This is a genomic window from Streptomyces sp. NPDC087901, from assembly GCF_044742205.1.
Taxonomy (GTDB): Bacteria; Actinomycetota; Actinomycetes; order Streptomycetales; family Streptomycetaceae; genus Streptomyces.
The window spans coordinates 115513-133188 of the sequence record NZ_JBIUUC010000002.1 but is presented as its reverse complement, the minus strand read 5'-3'; the positions used below and the strand labels follow the sequence as shown (position 1 = coordinate 133188).

General features: G+C 71.2%; 14 protein-coding genes. 5 read left to right on the top strand and 9 right to left on the bottom strand.

Annotation, left to right across the window (positions count from 1 at the left end; all coding sequences use genetic code 11):
* Positions 1-51 precede the first annotated feature (51 nt).
* Positions 52-282: a DUF6296 family protein gene (locus tag ACIOEW_RS06155; protein WP_362546621.1), complete on the bottom strand. Its 231-nt coding sequence runs from the start codon at positions 280-282 to the stop codon at positions 52-54.
* 276 nt (positions 283-558) lie between these two features.
* Here ACIOEW_RS06155 and ACIOEW_RS06150 point away from each other — a divergent pair, with 276 nt between their 5' ends.
* The 3 genes from ACIOEW_RS06150 (at position 559) to ACIOEW_RS06140 (ending at position 2553) form a co-directional block, all read left to right on the top strand.
* The gene (locus tag ACIOEW_RS06150) at positions 559-1011 is read left to right on the top strand and encodes a DUF5709 domain-containing protein (protein ID WP_362546624.1); all 453 of its coding nucleotides are present in this window, start codon (positions 559-561) and stop codon (positions 1009-1011) included.
* A gap of 198 nt (positions 1012-1209) precedes the next feature.
* The gene (locus tag ACIOEW_RS06145; protein WP_401961766.1) at positions 1210-2052 is read left to right on the top strand and encodes an alpha/beta fold hydrolase; all 843 of its coding nucleotides are present in this window, start codon (positions 1210-1212) and stop codon (positions 2050-2052) included.
* Between the two features lie 132 nt (positions 2053-2184).
* Positions 2185-2553 carry a nuclear transport factor 2 family protein gene (locus tag ACIOEW_RS06140; protein WP_362546630.1) on the top strand — a complete coding sequence of 123 codons (369 nt, stop codon included), beginning with the start codon at positions 2185-2187 and terminating at the stop codon, positions 2551-2553.
* 1 nt (position 2554) lies between these two features.
* Here the strand turns inward: ACIOEW_RS06140 and ACIOEW_RS06135 are convergent, their stop codons facing one another.
* From ACIOEW_RS06135 to ACIOEW_RS06100, 8 genes are all read right to left on the bottom strand, one after another.
* On the bottom strand, positions 2555-3598 hold the full coding sequence (locus tag ACIOEW_RS06135) for an aldo/keto reductase (protein ID WP_401961763.1): 1044 nt from the start codon (positions 3596-3598) through the stop codon (positions 2555-2557).
* Positions 3595-7422, bottom strand: a complete 3828-nt coding sequence (locus tag ACIOEW_RS06130) for an ABC transporter ATP-binding protein (protein WP_401961761.1) — start codon at positions 7420-7422, stop codon at positions 3595-3597. The genes ACIOEW_RS06135 and ACIOEW_RS06130 overlap by 4 nt, the downstream gene beginning before the upstream one ends.
* Positions 7419-8804: an LLM class flavin-dependent oxidoreductase gene (locus ACIOEW_RS06125; protein ID WP_401961758.1), complete on the bottom strand. Its 1386-nt coding sequence runs from the start codon at positions 8802-8804 to the stop codon at positions 7419-7421. The genes ACIOEW_RS06130 and ACIOEW_RS06125 overlap by 4 nt, the downstream gene beginning before the upstream one ends.
* Complete coding sequence (locus ACIOEW_RS06120) at positions 8788-9597, bottom strand: ABC transporter ATP-binding protein (RefSeq protein WP_401961756.1); 810 nt, start codon at positions 9595-9597, stop codon at positions 8788-8790. Before ACIOEW_RS06120 ends, ACIOEW_RS06125 begins: the two co-directional genes overlap by 17 nt.
* The gene (locus tag ACIOEW_RS06115; protein WP_401961754.1) at positions 9573-10490 is read right to left on the bottom strand and encodes an ABC transporter permease; all 918 of its coding nucleotides are present in this window, start codon (positions 10488-10490) and stop codon (positions 9573-9575) included. Before ACIOEW_RS06115 ends, ACIOEW_RS06120 begins: the two co-directional genes overlap by 25 nt.
* Positions 10487-11554, bottom strand: coding sequence for an ABC transporter substrate-binding protein (locus ACIOEW_RS06110; RefSeq protein WP_401961751.1), 1068 nt, complete (start codon positions 11552-11554; stop codon positions 10487-10489). Before ACIOEW_RS06110 ends, ACIOEW_RS06115 begins: the two co-directional genes overlap by 4 nt.
* A gap of 41 nt (positions 11555-11595) precedes the next feature.
* Positions 11596-12117 (bottom strand): flavin reductase family protein, encoded by a 522-nt coding sequence (locus ACIOEW_RS06105; protein WP_401961750.1) that lies wholly within the window; start codon positions 12115-12117, stop codon positions 11596-11598.
* Between the two features lie 351 nt (positions 12118-12468).
* Positions 12469-13722, bottom strand: coding sequence for an ROK family transcriptional regulator (locus ACIOEW_RS06100; protein WP_362546653.1), 1254 nt, complete (start codon positions 13720-13722; stop codon positions 12469-12471).
* A 573-nt stretch (positions 13723-14295) separates the two neighbouring features.
* Between ACIOEW_RS06100 and ACIOEW_RS06095 the strand changes: the two genes are divergently transcribed.
* A complete protein-coding gene (locus ACIOEW_RS06095) occupies positions 14296-15024 on the top strand; it encodes a DUF6250 domain-containing protein (RefSeq protein ID WP_362546656.1) in 729 nt (242 codons plus the stop codon).
* A gap of 225 nt (positions 15025-15249) precedes the next feature.
* Positions 15250-17655: an endonuclease/exonuclease/phosphatase family protein gene (locus tag ACIOEW_RS06090; protein WP_401961748.1), complete on the top strand. Its 2406-nt coding sequence runs from the start codon at positions 15250-15252 to the stop codon at positions 17653-17655.
* Positions 17656-17676 lie beyond the last annotated feature (21 nt).

The following is a 17676-nucleotide window of genomic DNA, read 5'->3' as shown; positions in this document are numbered from 1 at the left end:
CGCCCATACTCCCGGGGCGGTCACCACGGGAGTGGGGGCGGCCCGGCCCGCTCAGGCGGTCGGTTCCGGCACCACCAGCGGCGTACCGAGGAGCTGGTGCCCGCCACTGGCGAGCATGCGCACCTCTCCGCGCTCACTGATCTCCGCGCGGACGATGCCGGTCTCGTCCTCGTAGACCGGGTATCCGCCCGCCCCGGACTGTGCGGTCCGCCGGACGATCACCGTGTCGTCCTCGACGGCCGACGACTGAAACACCAGCTGATAGCTCTCCGGATAATCCATGACGGCCTCCCCATGACGGCCTTCGGACGGACTGTGCGGTCCGGCCTGCGCGAAGGGCTCCGCTCGTGCGGCGTACGCGGGCCGGCCTGCACCTTCCATCGTCCCGCACACCGGCCGCCCCCGCACCGTGCACGCCCGCACGGTGCGGGCCCAGGCCCTGGCCGCCTATCCTGAAGGGGTATGGGAAGTTTGATGGCAATCGGGTGGATATGCCCTATTGCTCCCGCGTCGTACGGCAGGCATGACCGGGATCCCCGAACCGGGAAGGGAAGCGTCATGGAAGGTGCCGACCGGGGCGACGATGTGTACCAGCCCCAGCAGCCGGAGGCCTCCGACCCCGTCGAGCAGCTCGACACGGCGGACACCCTCGACAACCGGCAGCTCGCCGATGTCCTGGACGAGGGGTACTCGCCTCCCGAGCGTCCGTGGGCCGTGGAGGACCTGGGCACCACCGGGTCCGAGCAGCTCAGCGGGGAGACGCTGGACGGCCGGCTGGCCCGGGAGCTGCCCGAGAACGGCGATCCGCCCGGAGACGGCGTGGGCGACGTGTCCGACGGGGACGGCGAGCCCTGGGACTCGGAGGTCGGGGGCGTACGCGCCGGCCGGCTCACCCGGGAGCTGGACCTGAACGAACCGGACAGCATGGCGGGCGAGGACGTCGGGATCGACGGGGCGGCGGCGTCCGCCGAGGAGGCGGCCATGCACGTCATTCCGGACGGCCAGGTGTAGAGGCGGGAGAAGTCCCGCCACGGCCGGGAACTGCGGCGCCTCGCGCCCCTCACCGCGGCCAGGATCTGCGGCGCCTCACACTCTCGGTCCTCGGCACCGGGTGCCGCTGTGCCCCCGCCCCTTCAGCCGCACCACCGCAGGAATCCGCAGAAATCCGCAGGAAATCCGCAGAATCACTCCACCACATGGGAGAGACACATGCCGTACATCACCGTCGGGCAGGAGAACTCCGCCGGCATCGAGCTGTACTACGAGGACCACGGGACCGGCAGGCCCGTCGTCCTCATCCACGGATTCCCGCTGAACGGCGCGTCGTGGGAGAAGCAGCTGCCGGTCCTGCTCGCAGCCGGGTACCGCGTCATCACGTACGACCGGCGCGGCTTCGGGCGGTCCGACCGGCCCACGGACGGCTACGACTACGACACCTTCGCGGCGGACCTGAACGCGGTGATGGAGAAGCTCGACCTCCAGGACGCCGTGCTGGTCGGGTTCTCCATGGGGACCGGCGAGGTCACCCGCTACCTCGGCAACCACGGCTCGCGCCGGGTCGGTCTGGCGGTGCTGGTGGCACCGATCCCGCCGTTCCTGCTGAAGACGGACGACAACCCGGCCGGCGTCGACCAGGGCGTCTTCGACGGCATCATGAGCGCCATCGTGGCGGACCGGCCCGCCTATCTGACGGACTTCCTCGACGCCTTCAACAACACCGACGCGCTCGGCGGCACGCGGATCAGCGACCAGGCACTGCGCTCCCAGTGGACCGTGGCGGCCGGCGCGGCTGCCCACGCCACGCTCGCGTGCGTACCCACGTGGCTGACGGACTTCCGTGAGGACCTGCCGAAGAACGACGTGCCCACACTCGTCGTGCAGGGCGACCAGGACCGCATCCTGCCGATCGACTCGACCGGCCGCAGACTGCCCGACCTCATCCGCGACAGCCGCCTCGTGGAGATCCCGGACGGGCCGCACAACATCGGCTGGACCCATGCCGAGGAGGTCAACAGCGCCCTCATGCGCTTCCTGGACGAGCACCGGCGCTGACCCCGGCCGGGACCGCCCCCGGCCGCGCTTACCCCGGAGGTAATCGACGCCGTCCGCCCCCTCGGACATCGTGTTCCTCACGAGCACAGCGCTCCCGGCCCATCGGCCGGGGCCCGATGAGAGGACCGCACGATGACCGCTTACGACGACGCCGTCCAGCGCTACTTCGACGCCTGGAACGCCGCCACCCCCGAGGAGCTGGAGAAGGCCGTCGCCGCTGCCTTCACCGAGGACGCCACCTACACCGACCCGCTGGCCGACGTGCGGGGACACGAGGCCCTGGCGGCCGCGATCAGCGGCGCGCAGCAGCAGTTCCCCGGATTCACGTTCCGGCCGGCCGGGGCGGTGGACGGGCACCATGCCCTCGCTCGCTTCGGCTGGGAGCTGGTGGCGGCGGCCGACGGCTCGGCGCCCGTCGCCGGTTCGGACGTGATCACTCTCGCCGACGACGGGCGGATCAGCTCGGTCAGCGGGTTCCTGGACCGCGTGCCGGTGTCCTGAACTATCCGACCGGGTGCGAACGGCGGCGCAGCGCCGGGTCGGTGAGTTCTGCCGGGTGGTAACCGGCGTCACGGGACGACAGGTTGGTGCCCGGCGGGACGATCTTGTCGATCCGGTCGAGGACGTCCTGGCTCAGCCGTACCCGGTCCGCGCCGAGCTGGCTCGTCAGCTGCTCCAGGGTCCGCGGGCCGATGATCGCGGAGGTGACCGCCGGGTGCTCCAGCACGAAGGCGAGGGCCAGTTGGACGAGCGTGAGTCCGGCCTCGTCGGCCAGCTGGGCGAGCGCCTCGGCGGCGTCGAGCTTGGCGGTGTTCTCCGTGGAGGCGATGTCGAAACGGTCGGCCTGCCGCTCGGCCCGGCTGGATGCGGGCTGGTCGGCGCCCTTGCGGTAGCGGCCGGAGAGCCAGCCGCCGGCCAGGGGGCTCCAGGAGAGAACCGCGAGATCGTACCGCTGGGCCGTGGGCAGCACTTCGCGCTCGATGCCGCGTGCCAGCAGTGAGTACGGAGGCTGCTCGGCGACGACGCGTTCGCGGCCGCGGCGCTCCGCGATCCACTGGCCCTCGACGATGGCGGACGGTTCGAAGGTCGACGTGCCGATGTAGCGGATCTTCCCCTGGTGGACCAGGTCGGAGAGGGCGCCGAGGGTCTCGTCGAAGTCGGTGCCGGGCTCGGGGCGGTGCACCTGGTAGAGGTCGATCCAGTCGGTGCCGAGCCGGCGGAGACTGTTCTCCACCTCCCGGATGATCCAACGGCGGGAGTTCCCCTGCTCATTGGGGTCGGTGCCGAGGCTGCCGTGGAACTTGGTGGCGAGCACGACGTTGTCGCGGCGCCCGCCGGCCAGGGCCTTGCCGACGATGGTCTCCGACTCACCTGCGGAGTAGACGTCGGCGGTGTCGACGAAGTTGATGCCGGAGTCCAGGGCGTGGTGGATGATCCGGATGCTGTCGTCATGGTCCGGGTTGCCCCGGGCGCCGAACATCATGGTGCCCAGGCACAGTGGGCTGACCTTGACGCCCGTGCGGCCGAAATCGCGGTACTCCGTCATCCTGCGTTCTCCTTGACGAGTTCACTGACATTCAGGTGGTCGACCGGTGTCGCGTGACCGGTCTCCCGGAAGGCGTCCCACAGCCGCCGGTACGGGCCGTGGGCGGCGAGCAGTTCGGTGTGGGTGCCGGTCTCGACGACGGTTCCCGCGTCGAGTACCACCACCCGGTCGGCGCGGACCGCCGTGGTGAGCCGGTGGGCGACGACGACGGTGGTACGGCGCCGGGCCAGCACCTCCGTCGCCGCGGCCACCCTGCGCTCGGTGGCCAGGTCCAGCGAGGCCGTCGCCTCGTCCAGCAACAGGACGTCGGGGTCGACGAGTTCGGCCCGGGCCAGGGCCAGGAGCTGGCGCTGCCCGGCGGAGAGGTTCCGGCCCCGCTCCCCCACCGGCTGGAGATAGCCGAGCCGCAGCCCGGCGACCATCTCGTGCGCCCCGACCGCGCGGGCCGCCAGCTCCACCTCGGTGTCGGTGGCGTCGGGGCGCCCGTAGGCGATGGCGTCGCGGACGGTGCCGCTGAACAGATGGGCCTCCTGCGGAACGACGCCCAGGCGGCGGCGGAAGCCGGGCAGGTCGAGGTCGCGCAGATCGTGCCCGTCCACCCGGACCGTGCCCGCGGAGGGATCGTAGAACCGGGCGAGGAGCTTCACGACGGTGGACTTCCCCGCCCCGGTCGCACCGACCAGGGCGACGGTCTCGCCCGGCGCGATGCGCAGGGAGACCTCGTGCAGGACCTCCTGGCCGCCGCCGCCCGCGTACCCGAAGGAGACCGAGTCGAACTCGACCTCGCCGCGCAGCGCCGGCACCGGCCGGGCGTCCTTCGCGGGCGGGGTGCCCGTGGGGGTGCGCATCAGGCTGCGGAGCCGGCCGAGGCCGACGACGGCCTGCTGATAGCCGTCGAAGACCTGCGAGAGCTGCTGGATCGGCGAGAAGAACAGCTCGACGTAGAGGAGGAACGCGATGAGCGTGCCCGCGCTCAGCTCGCCCGAGCGGACCTGCCCGGCGCCGACGGTGAGCACGGCTGCCGAGGACAGCGTGCCCAGGAACTCGACGAACGGGAAGAACGTGCCCATGTAGCGCTGGGCGCGCAGCCGGGAGTCCCGGAAGGACCAGGCGAGTTCGGCGAAGTCGGCGGCGTTGCGGCTTTCGCGGCGGAAGGCCTGGGTGACGCGGATCGCGGTGACGTTCTCCTGGAGGCAGGCGTTGACTGCGCTGATCCGTTCCCGGGCCTCGCGATAGGCGGGGACGGAGTAGTGGCGGAAGACCGCGGTGGCCAGGATCAGCAGCGGCAGTGCGGCGAGCAGGACGAGGGCCAGTTCCGCGTCGATCACCAGCAGGGTGACCAGGACGCCGAGGACCGTCAGCAGACTGACCACGGCGGTGATCAGACCGGTCTGGAGGAAGTTCGACAGGGCATCGACGTCGGTCGTCATCCGGGTCATGATCCGGCCGCCGAGCTCGCGCTCGTAGTAGTCCAGGCCGAGCCGCTGGAGCTGGGCGAACGTCTTCACCCGCAGGGTGTAGAGGAGCCGTTCACCGGTGCGTCCGGTGGTGCGGACCTGGGCCACCCCGATCAGCCAGTTCGCGGCGACCACCAGGGCCGCGGCCGCTGCCGCGGCGAGCAGGACGTGCCCGGCGTGGTGGGCCACGCCCTGGTCGATGCCGTGGCGGACGAGGACCGGCACCGTGATCTGCGCGCCGGCGTCGAGCGCGACGAGCAGCAGGCCGAGGAGGAGCGGCAGCCGGAAGGGCCTTAGCAGGGCGGCGAGGCCGAAGTCGGCCTCGGAGGCGACGGCCTGGTCGGTGGGCACCTGGGGGTCGGCCGCGGGCAGCGGAAGTCTGGCCAGTCCTGCGATGAGTTCGGGGCTCGGCGGTGCCGAGCCGAGCACCCCGCCGCCGGGGCCGGCGCGTCCCGGGCCCGAGGTGGCCGCGGCCTCGGCGAGCGCCTGCGCGGCCCGCACCGCGGTCCCTTCCAGCTGTTCGTCGTCGCTCCCCTCGGAACGCAGCCACAGGTGCGGGGTGGGGCAGCCGGTGGCGGTGCCGGGGTCCGGGGCGGCGGTGTCGTCGAGGCTGTCGTCCGTCGAGAGGAGTTCGCGGAACAGGGCGGATCCGGCCAGGAGTTCGTCCGGTGTGCCGGTGTCCGTGACGCGGCCGCCGTCGAGAACCGCGACGCGGTCGGCGAGTTCCAGCGTCGATCTGCGGTGCGCGACGATCAGGGTGGTGCGACGCCGGTCGTCCTGGCGCAGCCGGTGGTGGATCTCCGCCTCCACCCGGGCGTCGATGGCCGAGGTGGCGTCGTCCAGGACGAGGACGGCCGGGTCGCCGATCAGGGCGCGGGCGAGCGCCATGCGCTGGCGCTGGCCGCCGGAGAGCGTGAGGCCCTGTTCGCCGACGACGGTGTCGTACCCCCGGGGAAGCCGTTCGATGAACTCGTCGGCGCAGGCGATCCGGGCCGCCGCGCGGATCTGCGCGTCGGTGGCGTCCGGCACCCCGTAGGCGATGTTGGCGCGCACGGTGTCGGAAAGCAGGAGGCTCTCCTCGAAGACGTAGCCGATCCGGGAGCGGAGAGAGGCGAGGGCGAGATCGCGGACGTCGTGGCCGCCCACCCGTACCGATCCGGACGGTACGTCGTAGAAGCGCGGCAGCAGGGCTGCCGCGGTGGACTTGCCGGAGCCGGCCGGACCGATCAGGGCGAGGGTCTCGCCGGGGCGGATGTCCAGGGTGAAGCCGTTCAGGAGCGGGGCGCCTTCGCCGTAGCCGAAGGTGACGTCGTGCCAGCCGATGGCCGGGGGTTCGTCCGGCAGTTGCCCGGCGTGGGGGGCGTCGGTGATGACCGGCGCCTCGTCGACGACCTCCAGCACGCGTTCCGCGCCGGCCCGTGCCTGCTGCCAGACGGTGAGCAGGGTCGCCACCTGCCGCACGGGGGTGACGAAGGAGCCGAGGTAGGTGGTGAACGCGAGGAAGGTGCCGAGGGAGATCCGGCCGTGCAGGGCCATCCAGCCGCCGAGAGCGAGGACGGCGACCTGGCCCAGTGCGGGGACCGCCTGGAGCGCCGGGTTGTAGCGGCTGGTGAAGCGGACGACGCGCAGCCGGGAGGCGAAGAGGTGGCGGGCGCGCTGTTCGAGTCCGGCGAGTTCGCGCTGCTCCTGACCGAAGCCCTTGACCACGCGGACGCCGGTGACGGTCGCCTCGACGGTGGAGGCGACTTCCGCGGCCTCCTGCTGGGCGTGCCAGTTGGCGGGGAAGAGATCGCGGCGGCTGCGCAGGGCGATCAGCCAGAGCAGCGGGCCGACGACCAGGGCCACGACGGTCAGCAGCGGTGACAGCACCGCCATGAAGACCAGCGAGAACAGGAACATCAGCGCGTTGCCTGTGAGGTTCGGCAGGAACTGCAGCAGGGTCTGGATGAGGGTGATGTCGGAGATGGACCGGCTGACGACCTGACCGGTGCGCAGATCGTCCTGCTGGGCGCCGCCGAGCCGGAGCAGCGCGGCGAACGCATCGTTGCGCAGGTCGTACTGCACCCCGAGGGAGAGCCGGCCCGAGCGGTAGCGGCGGGTGAAACTCGCACCGAAGCGGACGGCGCCGAGTGCGGCGAGCAGGACGGTCCAGGGAGCCAGCGAGGCGGTGGTACCGGCCGCCACCCCGTCCACCACGTGCCGCAGCACGAGGGGCAGGGTGGCGGTGGCGACGGCGGCGAGCGCGGCGGCACCGAAGGCCAGGAGCAGATCGGTGCGGTGCCGCAGGCAGTAGCCCAGCAGCCGCCGCGCCCAGCCGGGCGGCGGCTGCCGGTGCGTACCGGCTTCCGGGTTCGGACAGTCCGTCACCGGGCCTCCGCCAGACCGATACCGAAGTGGCCCTCGTTGCGGTCGACGGTCTCGAAGAGCCGGTTGGCGGGCCGCGGCAGCCCGTAGTGTCCGCGCAGGGTGCTCGCGGTGTACTCGGTGCGGAACAGGCCGCGTTCCTGGAGGATCGGCACCACCCGGTCGACGAAGACCTCCAGGCCGGAGGGGAGGACGGCGGGCATGATGTTGAAGCCGTCGGCGGCCCCGCTGTCGTACCACTGCTCGATGGTGTCGGCGACCTGCTCGGCGGTGCCGGCGAAGGTGCGGTGCCCGCGGCCGCCGCCGAGCCGCCCGATGAGCTGGCGCACGGTCAGGCGCTCGCGCCTGGCGAGCTCCACGATGAGCGTGTACCGGCTCTTGGCACCCTCGATCTCGTCCTCGGTCGGGATGTCCTCGGGAAGCTCCGCGTCGAGGTCCAGGTCGTCGGGAGCGATCTTCAGCCGCTGGGCGAGCTGCCGCTTGGCGTACTCGGGGACGATGAGGCTCTCCAGCTCGGCGTCGAGCGCCAGCGCCTCGGCCTCGGTGTCACCGATGACGGGCACGATGCCGGGGAGGATCTTGATGCCGTCCGGGTTGCGGCCGATGGCCTCGGCGCGCTGCTTCACGTCCTTGTAGAAGGCGATGCCTTCCTCCAGGGTCTGCTGGGCGGTGAACACCGCCTCCGCGTACCGGGCCGCGAAGTCCTTGCCGTCCTCGCTCGACCCGGCCTGTACGAGCAACGGATAACCCTGCGGGGGACGTTGTACGTTCAGCGGTCCGTCGACGCGGAAGAACTCGCCGTTGTGCTCGATCCTCCGGACGCGGTCGGCCAGGGCGTGCACGCCGCGTTCCTTGTCGGCGATCACCGCGTCGTCCGCCCAGCTGTCCCAGAGCTTGGTGGACACCTCGACGAACTCACCGGCGCGCCGGTAGCGCTCATGGTGCAGCGGGGTGTCGTCGAGGCCGAAGTTGCGGGCCGCGTCGGCGCCCGCGGTGGTGACGATGTTCCAGCCCGCCCGGCCGCCCGAGACATGGTCCAGCGAGGCGAACCGGCGGGCCAGGTTGTACGGCTCGTTGTAGCTCGTCGACGCGGTGGCGATGAGGCCGATGCGCTCGGTGGCCCCGGCGAGCGCGGTGAGCAGGACGGTGGGCTCCAGCTTGGCGGCGGGCCGGCGTCCGGGGTCGCCCATCAGGACGGGGCTGTCGGCGAGGAACAGCGAGTCCAGCCTGCCGCGTTCGGCGATCCTGGCGAGGTTCTTGTAGTGCTCGATGTCGGAGTTGGCCTCGGCCGGGCTCCCGGGCAGCCGCCAGGACGCCTCGTGATGGCCGGTGGACATGAGGAACGCGTTGAGGTGCAGTTGCTTGCGTTCAGGCGTGCGGGCCATGGGTTTCCTTCTTCTCGGAAAGGGTCGGGGTCTGCGCCACGCCGAGAGCGGTGAGCAGCGTGTCGCGGTACTCCTGGAAGCGGGGATCGCGGCGGGAGCGCGGGGTGGGCAGGTCGATGGTGAGGTCGACGGAGATCCGGCCGTCCTCCAGGACCAGCACCCGGTCGGCGAGTTCCACGGCCTCGTCGACGTCGTGCGTGACGAGCAGGACCGCGGGGCGGTGGCGTTCGTAGAGTTCGCGCAGCAGGTCGTGCATCTTGATCCGGGTCAGCGCGTCCAGGGCGCCGAACGGCTCGTCCGCCAGCAGGAGTTCGGGTTCACGGACCAGGGCCCTGGCCAGCGCGGCTCGCTGCTGCTCACCGCCGGACAGCTCGTGCGGCCAGGACCGGCCGCGGCCCTCCAGGCCGACCTCGGCCAGTGCGGTGAGGCCGCGTTCGCGGGCCTTGGGGCCGCGCAGGCCGAGGATCACGTTGTCGATGATCCGGAGCCAGGGCAGCAGCCGGGAGTCCTGGAACGAGAGCGACACCCGGTCGGGGACGGTGAGTTCACCGGATCCCTCGACGGTGTGGTCGAGGCGGGCGACGGCCCGCAGTAGGGTGGACTTGCCGGAGCCGCTGCGGCCGAGCAGGGCGGTGAACTCGCCCGGTGCGACGGTGAGATCGAGCTCCTTGAGCACATCGCGGTCGCCGAAGCGACGGACCAGGCTCCGGGTGCGGATGGCGGGGCGTTTCGCGACCGCTGTCGTCCCGGTCTCCTCGCGGGGGGCGGTCAGCCCGCCAGAGTGCGTCGCCATGACAGGACCTTCCTCTCGACGGCGCGGACCGCCGCGTCCGATGCGAAGCCGAAGATCCCGTAGGCCACCAGGCCCACGATGATCACGTCGGACTGGGCGTACTGCTGGGCCTGGAACATCATGTAGCCGATGCCACTGGTGGCGTTGATCTGCTCGACGACGATCAGTCCGAGCCAGGACGCGGTGACGCCGAGGCGCAGTCCGACGAAGAAGCCGGGCAGCGAACCGGGCACGACGACCTTGCGGATGAACTGCGCGCGGCTCAGGTCGAGCCCCTCGGCGAGCTCGACGTACCTGCTGTCGATGCCGGTCAGCGAGGCGTACGTGTTGATGTACATGTTCACCGCGACGCCGAGCGCGATGACGGTGACCTTCATCTGTTCGCCGATGCCGAGCCAGAGGATCAGCAGCGGGAGCATGGCCAGCGAGGGGATGGCGCGCTTGATCTGGAGCGGCCCGTCCAGCAGGTACTCGCCGGTGCGGCTGAGTCCGGCGGCGACGGCGAAGAGGACCCCGGCGGTCACCCCGAAGAACAGGCCGAGGCCGGCGCGCTGGAGCGAGATGAGGACGTTGTCCTGGAGCCGGCCGCTGGAGAGAAGATCGGATGCGGTGGACAGGACCGTGCCGGGGCCGGACAGGATCCGCGGGTCGAGGTAGCCGATGGCCGAGGCGAACCACCACAGGGCGATGACCAGCACCGGGCCGATGAGCCGCCCGAAGGGGACGGCGCGGCCGGGGCCGAGCCGCCGGCGGGGGGTGCGGGGCGAGGGCGGGGCGGATTTCGTCTCGTGCGGCCGCCCGCCGGCCGGTTCCCCGGCCTTCCCCTTCCTCAGTGGCACGGCGGCCGTACTCGCACGGCCTGCGGTGCGGGTGTTCGTCAGCAGTTCGGTCATGACGTCTCCCGGTACTGGGCGGCCACAGCCTTGGCTGCGATCCCCTCGAAGCGGCGGTCGAACAGCTCGGCGGCGTCCTGCTTCGGCACGAAGCCGCCCTCGGCCAGCAGGTCGGCGGTCTCCTGTTCCCACGCGATCGCCTTGTCCCAACTGACCGGGAACTGCGGCTTGCGGAGCGAGGCGACGATGCGCTTGCCGTCCTCGCGGGAGACGCCCTGGTCCTTGACGTAGTACGTGTCGATCCACTCGTCGGTGTTCTCCCAGGCCCAGGTCAGGCCGCGGGCCCACAGCGGGATGAAACTGCGGACGGCGGCCACCTTGGCGCGGTCGTTCAGCACCTCGTTGGGCGCCCAGAGGACCGAGAGCAGGTCCACGACGTCGGTCCTCACCCCCCGCGCCCCGTCCTTCTCGTACTGGGTGAGGTACTTGGTGAAGGTCGGTTCGCCCAGCGGGGCCACATCGACCTGCTTGGACTGCAGGGCGGTGAGGAACTGGGTGCTGGGCAGGGCGACCAGTTCGACGTCCTTGTTGGCGATGCCCGCCTGCTTCAGCGCGCGCAGGACGACGACGCCCTGCGCCTGTCCCTGGGAGAAGCCGATCTTCTTCCCGCGGAAGTCCGCCACGGACCTGATGTCCGAGCCGGGTGCCGTCGCGAAGACGTACGAGGGATGTTTCTTTACCTGCACGGCGACGATCTTCGCTCCGACGCCGATGGCGTGGGCCTGGATCGGCGGAATTCCGGCATTGACCGCGAGATCGATGGAATGGGCCCGGAATCCCTGGATGATATCGGGGCCCGCATTCAGGTTCGGCCACTGCGAAACGGTGAAGGGAAGTTCCTTCTGCAATCCGGCGGGACCCAGCTGGAGTTGTGTGGACCGGACGGCTATGGAGAGTTTCGTCCCCGGCGGCGGCGCTCCCGAGGGGAGTTTTCCTGCGGGCTCGGCGCTTGCCGCTGTTTTGACCTGGGGTGAGCAGGCGGCAAGACCGCCGATGACCGCTCCGCCGGCGAGGGCGAGAAACGACCTGCGGCCGACGGTCCTGTATGTGTCGTGGCGTGCCATGGTGAATTCCTGATCCGTAGTCTTTTGGAGTGGGCCGGCTATCAGAGGGAGTGGTAGGCGCCGTCGTGGAAGAGCAGCGGGCTGCGTCCCTCGTCGAGCCGTGCGTCCACCACCCGGGCGATGACGATGCGGTGGTCGCCGGCCGGGACGATCTGTTCGGTCTCCAGGCGCAGCCAGCCGGCCACCCCGTCGAGCACCGGCTCCCCTTCCGGCAGGCGGCGCCAGCGGGTGGGGGCGGCGAACCGGTCGATGCCGCTGGTGGCGAAGGTGGTGGCCAGGGACTGCTGTTCGGCGCCGAGGAAGTTCACGACGGCGGTACCGGCCCGTTCGATGTGCGGCCAGGACGAGGTGCCGGTCCCGATCCCGAACGACACCAGCGGTGGGTCGAGTGAGAGAGAACTGAGCGAGGTCGCGGTGAAGCCGATGGGGCCGTGGCCCGCGTCGGCGGTGACGACCACCACTCCGGCGGGATAGCGGCGGAATGCCTGCTTGAAACGGTCCGGAGCGATTCCCGTCGCGGTGGCAGCGGCGGGCGCCCGGTATGAGGACACGGTGACAGTCAACGTCTCTCCCTGGATGGAAAGCTGGAAGGAGGCAGAGAAATGCCTGGGGTGCAGAGAACGGCCAAAAGGCGGAGCGAGGCGTACGGCAGAGAGAGGCGCGCGGCGGCGCGAGGCCTTCGCCAGAATTCAGCAGGTGTTTACCGGAGGCCCGGACAGGGGCGGCAACACAGCGGCCGGACAGAAAGAAGCGCCGGCGCGGCCGAGCGGAAGATGCGCGTCGTCGAGGACGCGTACCCTGAATTCCGCTGTCGGCTGGTCATGAATCCATCATCCCGTTCGGCCCGGCGTCCGGTCAACAATGCAACTGACTGAATTAAGTCGATGACGGGGCGGCCGGCGGGTGACAGTGCGTCAGGACACTGCCGGCAACGCCGGCCAGGGGCCGAGCGGGTCCACGTACAGCGCGCCGAGCGCCACCGCGCCCCCGGCCGTGGCCAGGACCGAACCGGTGAAACTGCTCGGCACGACGACCCGCGCCGGGTCGTCACAGACCCACGAGCGTTCCGCCACCTCCGCCCGCAGGCCGGCCAGACACTCCGGGATCCGGCCGACCCCCGGCTCGACGACCACGAGGACCTCGGGGTCGAACATGTCCAGCAGAAGCGCCGCGGCCCGGCCCACCAGGCGCGCCCGGCGACGGAACAGCGCAACGGCCCGCGGATCACCGGCCAGCGCCTGTTCCAGCAGCTCCGGGAACGATCCGACGACCAGCCCCTGCCCGGCCGCACGCCGCACCATGGCACGCTCCGAGACCTCCGACTGGAGGCAGCCGGTCCGCCCGCAGGAGCAGGGCTCCGCGCCGCCCGTCCCGCCGGCACCGAGCGGCAGATGTGCCACGCTGCCCGCCCCCGACCGCGGGCCCCGGTGCATGGCCCCCTCGGTGGCGAAGGCCGCGTCCACGACCGCGCCGACGAACAGCAGGACCGTGCTGGTCCGGGTCGACGTCTCACCGAACAGCTGCTCGGCCCGTGCCAACGCCCGTGAGTGGCTGTCCACATGGACCGGCAGCCCGGTCGCGGCGGAGAGGATGTCGCGAACCGGCACATCGCGCCAGCCGAGCTGCGGATGCTCCACGATCACGCCGGCTGCGGGGTCGACCCAGTGGCCGGTGGCGAAGCCCAGGGCGAGCAGCGTGCGTCCGCTTCCATGCTCTGCGGCCAACCGGGTCAGGCGGGCGGCGAGTTCACCGAGCATGCGACGGGGATCCGTGGTGCGGTGAGGCTGCCGGTCCTCGGCCACGATCCGGCCACGCAGATCCATCAGGGACACGGTGGAGTGGGCGACGGCGATGTGCGCCCCGGCCACCAGGAAGCGGTCCGTGTCGATCTCGACGGGGATGTGCGGCCGGCCGAGCCCCTTCGGTCCGACGGTCTCCGCACTCTCCCTGACCAGTCCGCGGGCGAGCAGCTGACCGACGTGCCCGCTGACCGAGGCGGGCGAGAGACCGGTGAGGCGGGCGACGGTGGAGCGGGCGACCGGGCCGTGGTCGAGGATCGCACCGAGCACGGATCCGGTGCCCGGGACGCGGCGGGCAGGTCCGGTGGAGGGTATGTCGGAGCGGAGCAGGGGGCTGGGGCGGCGGGCGGCCGCGGACAGACTCTTCACGTGTCTTCCAGGTCCTCGATGGCAGCGGGTGACGCGGTGCGCGCTCCTCGAAGGAGGGCGTGGCAGACACCTGCTGACGATGGGTCAGCCAGGCGCTCTGCTTCTCCCGGTGGAGAGAAACACCCTGCGGGGATCCGGGGACCGCACCCGGGAGAATGCCCCGGTGGCCGGACGCGCGGGCGTCGTGCTCTCAGTCCTGATGACACGCGGCGGAGCACACACGCTTGAGGTCGACATGACCTCGCGTCGTCAGGTGTGTGGATCGCTGCATGTCGCGCAAGGTAGCCGGAACGACGTAACCCGGTCAAACCACTGCCCGCATCATGGACAGCCGCACAAGTGGCGCGTGTTGCCCGCGTATTGCGGCGGTGCGACGCCCCGGCGGGAGGGCACAGCTGCGGTGCGACGTCGCCCCGGCGGGAGGGCACAGCTGCGGGGTCGATTGAAACGTGGTCGACGTATTGCAGTTCCGTTGCAGGATCTCCCACACCACTGGCGCCGAAACGATTCAACAGTCAGGGTTCAGCTCTGTCCGCCACCCCTCCCCCGCCGCACCCGAGGAGACCTCACCTCATGACCCCCACGACCCGCCGCGGCTTCGGGGCCCTGGCTGCCGCGGCCGCACTGTCGGCCCTGGCCCCGGCCACCGCAGCCGCTGCACCGCGCCCGCACCACCCCCGGCGGGGCCGGCTCATCGCCTCCGACTCCTTCCGGCACGGCCTCGGGCAGTGGACGGCCGAGCTGGAGAGCGGTGGCAGCGTCACCGCCTCGCACGGCGTTCTGGACATCGACGTCCCCGGTGGCGCCACGGTCTGGTTCAGGCAGCCGCTGCGCGGTCCCTACCTCCTGGAGTACACCGCCACCCCGGTCTCCGCGGGCGGGGCCAACGACCGGGTCTCCGACCTCAACAACTTCTGGAACGCGAGCGACGTACGCTCCCCGGCCGACATCTTCGCCACCCGGCGCGGCGGCGCGCTCCCCGAGTACGACTACCTCACGACGTACTACTCGGGCTACGGCGCGAACTACAACGCCACGACCCGTCTGCGGCGCTACGTCGGCGAGGCCGGCGTCCGCCCCCTCCTGCTCGACTACACCGAACCGCTCCTGACGGCCAACGAGCCCAACCACGTACGCATCGTCTCGGACGGGTCGACGGTCCAGTGGTGGGACAACGGACGGCTGGTCTTCGACTACCGCGACCCCGAGCCCTACACCGGCGGGCACTTCGCGTTCCGTACCGTGCTGAGCCACTTCCGGATCAGCGACTTCAGGGTCAGCGAACTGAGGCGCCGGCGGTAGCCCGGGGCGGCAGGCGGCCGCGTGCCCCGTCACACACCCTGAGCTCGGGCCCTGAGGCGCGTACCCCGGTCACGCGCCCTGAGCCCGTGCCCTGAGGCGTGCGCTCCGGGTCGCGCGCCCTGAGCTCGCCAGGACGATTCCTGGAATTAACCTCTGATGCCTTGTCATGACCGGTTCTACGCGCATAGCTTATGCCCCTCATCACACTCTGAGGGGCAGCTCACCGTGCACATTTCCAGATCTCGTTCCGTCCTGCTGGCCGGTGCGGTCGCCGTAACCCTCTCCGCGACCGCACTGCCCGCCGCCTTCGCGGCGCCTTCCTCGACCGCCGTGATCTCCGAGGTGTACGGAGGTGGCGGCAACTCGGGTGCGACGCTCACCCGCGACTTCATCGAGCTGGCCAACGCCGGTACGGCGGCGTACGACCTGTCCGGCTTCAGCGTCCAGTACCTGCCCGGCACCCCGTCCGCCGGGTCGCTCTGGCAGGTCTCCGCGCTGACCGGATCCGTCGCGCCCGGCGGCCGCTACCTGGTCGCCCAGGCCGCGGGCACCGGTGGCACCGTCGCCCTGCCCGCCCCGGACGCCACCGGCACCGTCGCCATGTCCGCCGCCAGCGGCACCGTCGCGCTGGTCTCCGGAACCACGCCGCTGACCTGCAAGACGGCGGCCGACTGCACCGCCGACACCCGCATCGTGGACCTGGTGGGCTACGGCTCCGCGGTCGTCCGGGAAGGCGTCGGACCGGCCACGGGCGCCTCCGCCACCGCCTCCGTGGCGCGCGCGGCCTCCCTCTTGGACACCGACGACAACGCCGCGGACCTGTCCGCCGCCGCCCCCACCCCGGTCAACGCGGCCGGGCAGACGTCCGGCGGCGAGGACCCCGGCGACCCGGGCAACCCGACCGAGCCCGGCACCGTGCGCGTGCACGACATCCAGGGCATCACCCGGGTCTCCCCGCTGGACGGCCAGGCGGTCACCGGGGTGCCCGGCATCGTCACCGCGGTGCGCACCACGGGTTCGCGCGGCTTCTGGATCCAGGACACCGCGCCGGACGCGGACCCGCGGACCGGCGAGGGCGTCTTCGTCTACACCGGCTCCACCGCCCCGGCGGTCGCGGTGGGCGACTCGGTACTGGTCAGCGGCACGGTCGACGAGTACTACCCGTCGGCCACCACGCAGTCCATCACCGAGATCACCTCCCCCAGGACCACGGTCCTCTCGTCGGGCAACGCCCTGCCGGCACCGGTCGTGCTCGACGCGGCCGCGGTACCCGCCGCGTACGTCCCCTCGGCCGGCGGCGCCTCGGTCGACGCCCTGCCGCTGGAGCCGTCGACGTACGCACTCGACCTCTACGAGTCGCTCGAAGGCACCCGCGTACGGATCGCCGACACCCGCGTCACGGGTGCCACGACCTCGTACGACGAGATCTGGGTGACCGTCGAGCCGAAGCAGAACCCGACCCGTCGCGGCGGCACGCTGTACTCCTCGTACACCGACCAGAACACCGGCCGGATCAAGGTGATGTCGCTCGACACCACGCGCCCCTTCCCCGTCGGGAACGTCGGCGACGTGCTGTCCGGCACCACCACCGGCGTGATCGACTACGCCTCGTTCGGCGGCTACAACCTCCAGGCGACCGAGCTCGGCACGCTCACCGACAACCACCTCCGCCGCGAGGTCACCCGGAAGCAGAAGGGCGGCGAGCTCGCCGTCGCCACGTACAACGTGGAGAACCTGGACGCGCTGGACGAGCAGGCCAAGTTCGACACCCTCGCCGAGGGCGTCGCGGTCAGCCTCTCCTCCCCCGACATCGTCTCGCTGGAGGAGATCCAGGACGACAACGGCGCGGTCAGCGACGGCACGGTCGGCTCCGAGGCGACGCTGAAGCGGTTCACCGACGCGATCGTAGCGGCGGGCGGACCCAGGTATGCCTGGCGCTATGTCGCCCCGCAGGACGGCCAGGACGGCGGCGAGCCCGGCGGCAACATCCGCAACGTGTTCCTCTTCAACCCGCACCGGGTCTCCTTCGTGGACCGGGCGGGCGGCGACGCGACCACCGCGGTGACGGCGGTTCCGACGAGGAAGGGCGTCACGCTGTCGGTGTCACCCGGCCGCATCAACCCGGCGAGCGAGGCCTGGTCCGACAGCCGCAAGCCTCTCGTCGGCGAGTTCCGCTTCCATGGGAAGCCGGTGTTCGTCATCGGGAACCACTTCGCCTCCAAGGGCGGCGACCAGCCGCTGCACGGCCGCTACCAGGAGCCGTCGCGCAGTTCGGAGACGAAGCGTGTCCAGCAGGCGGCGGAGGTCAACACCTTCGTGAAGTCCCTGCTGGCGGCCGACAAGTCGGCGCGGGTCGTCACGCTCGGCGACCTCAACGACTTCGCGTTCTCACCGACGATGTCCGCGCTGACCGCGGGCAAGGCTCTCAAGCCGCTCATCACCACACTGCCGGCGAACGAGCAGTACAGCTATGTGTACGAGGGCAACTCCCAGACGCTGGACCACATCCTGACGAGCCCCGGCATCCGCCGGTTCGACTACGACGTCGTGCACATCAACGCGGAGTTCGCGGACCAGGCGAGCGACCACGACCCGCAGATCGTGCGAGTCAAGGTCGACGGCCGCCACTGATCCCGCCGGCCGGGCGGCTCG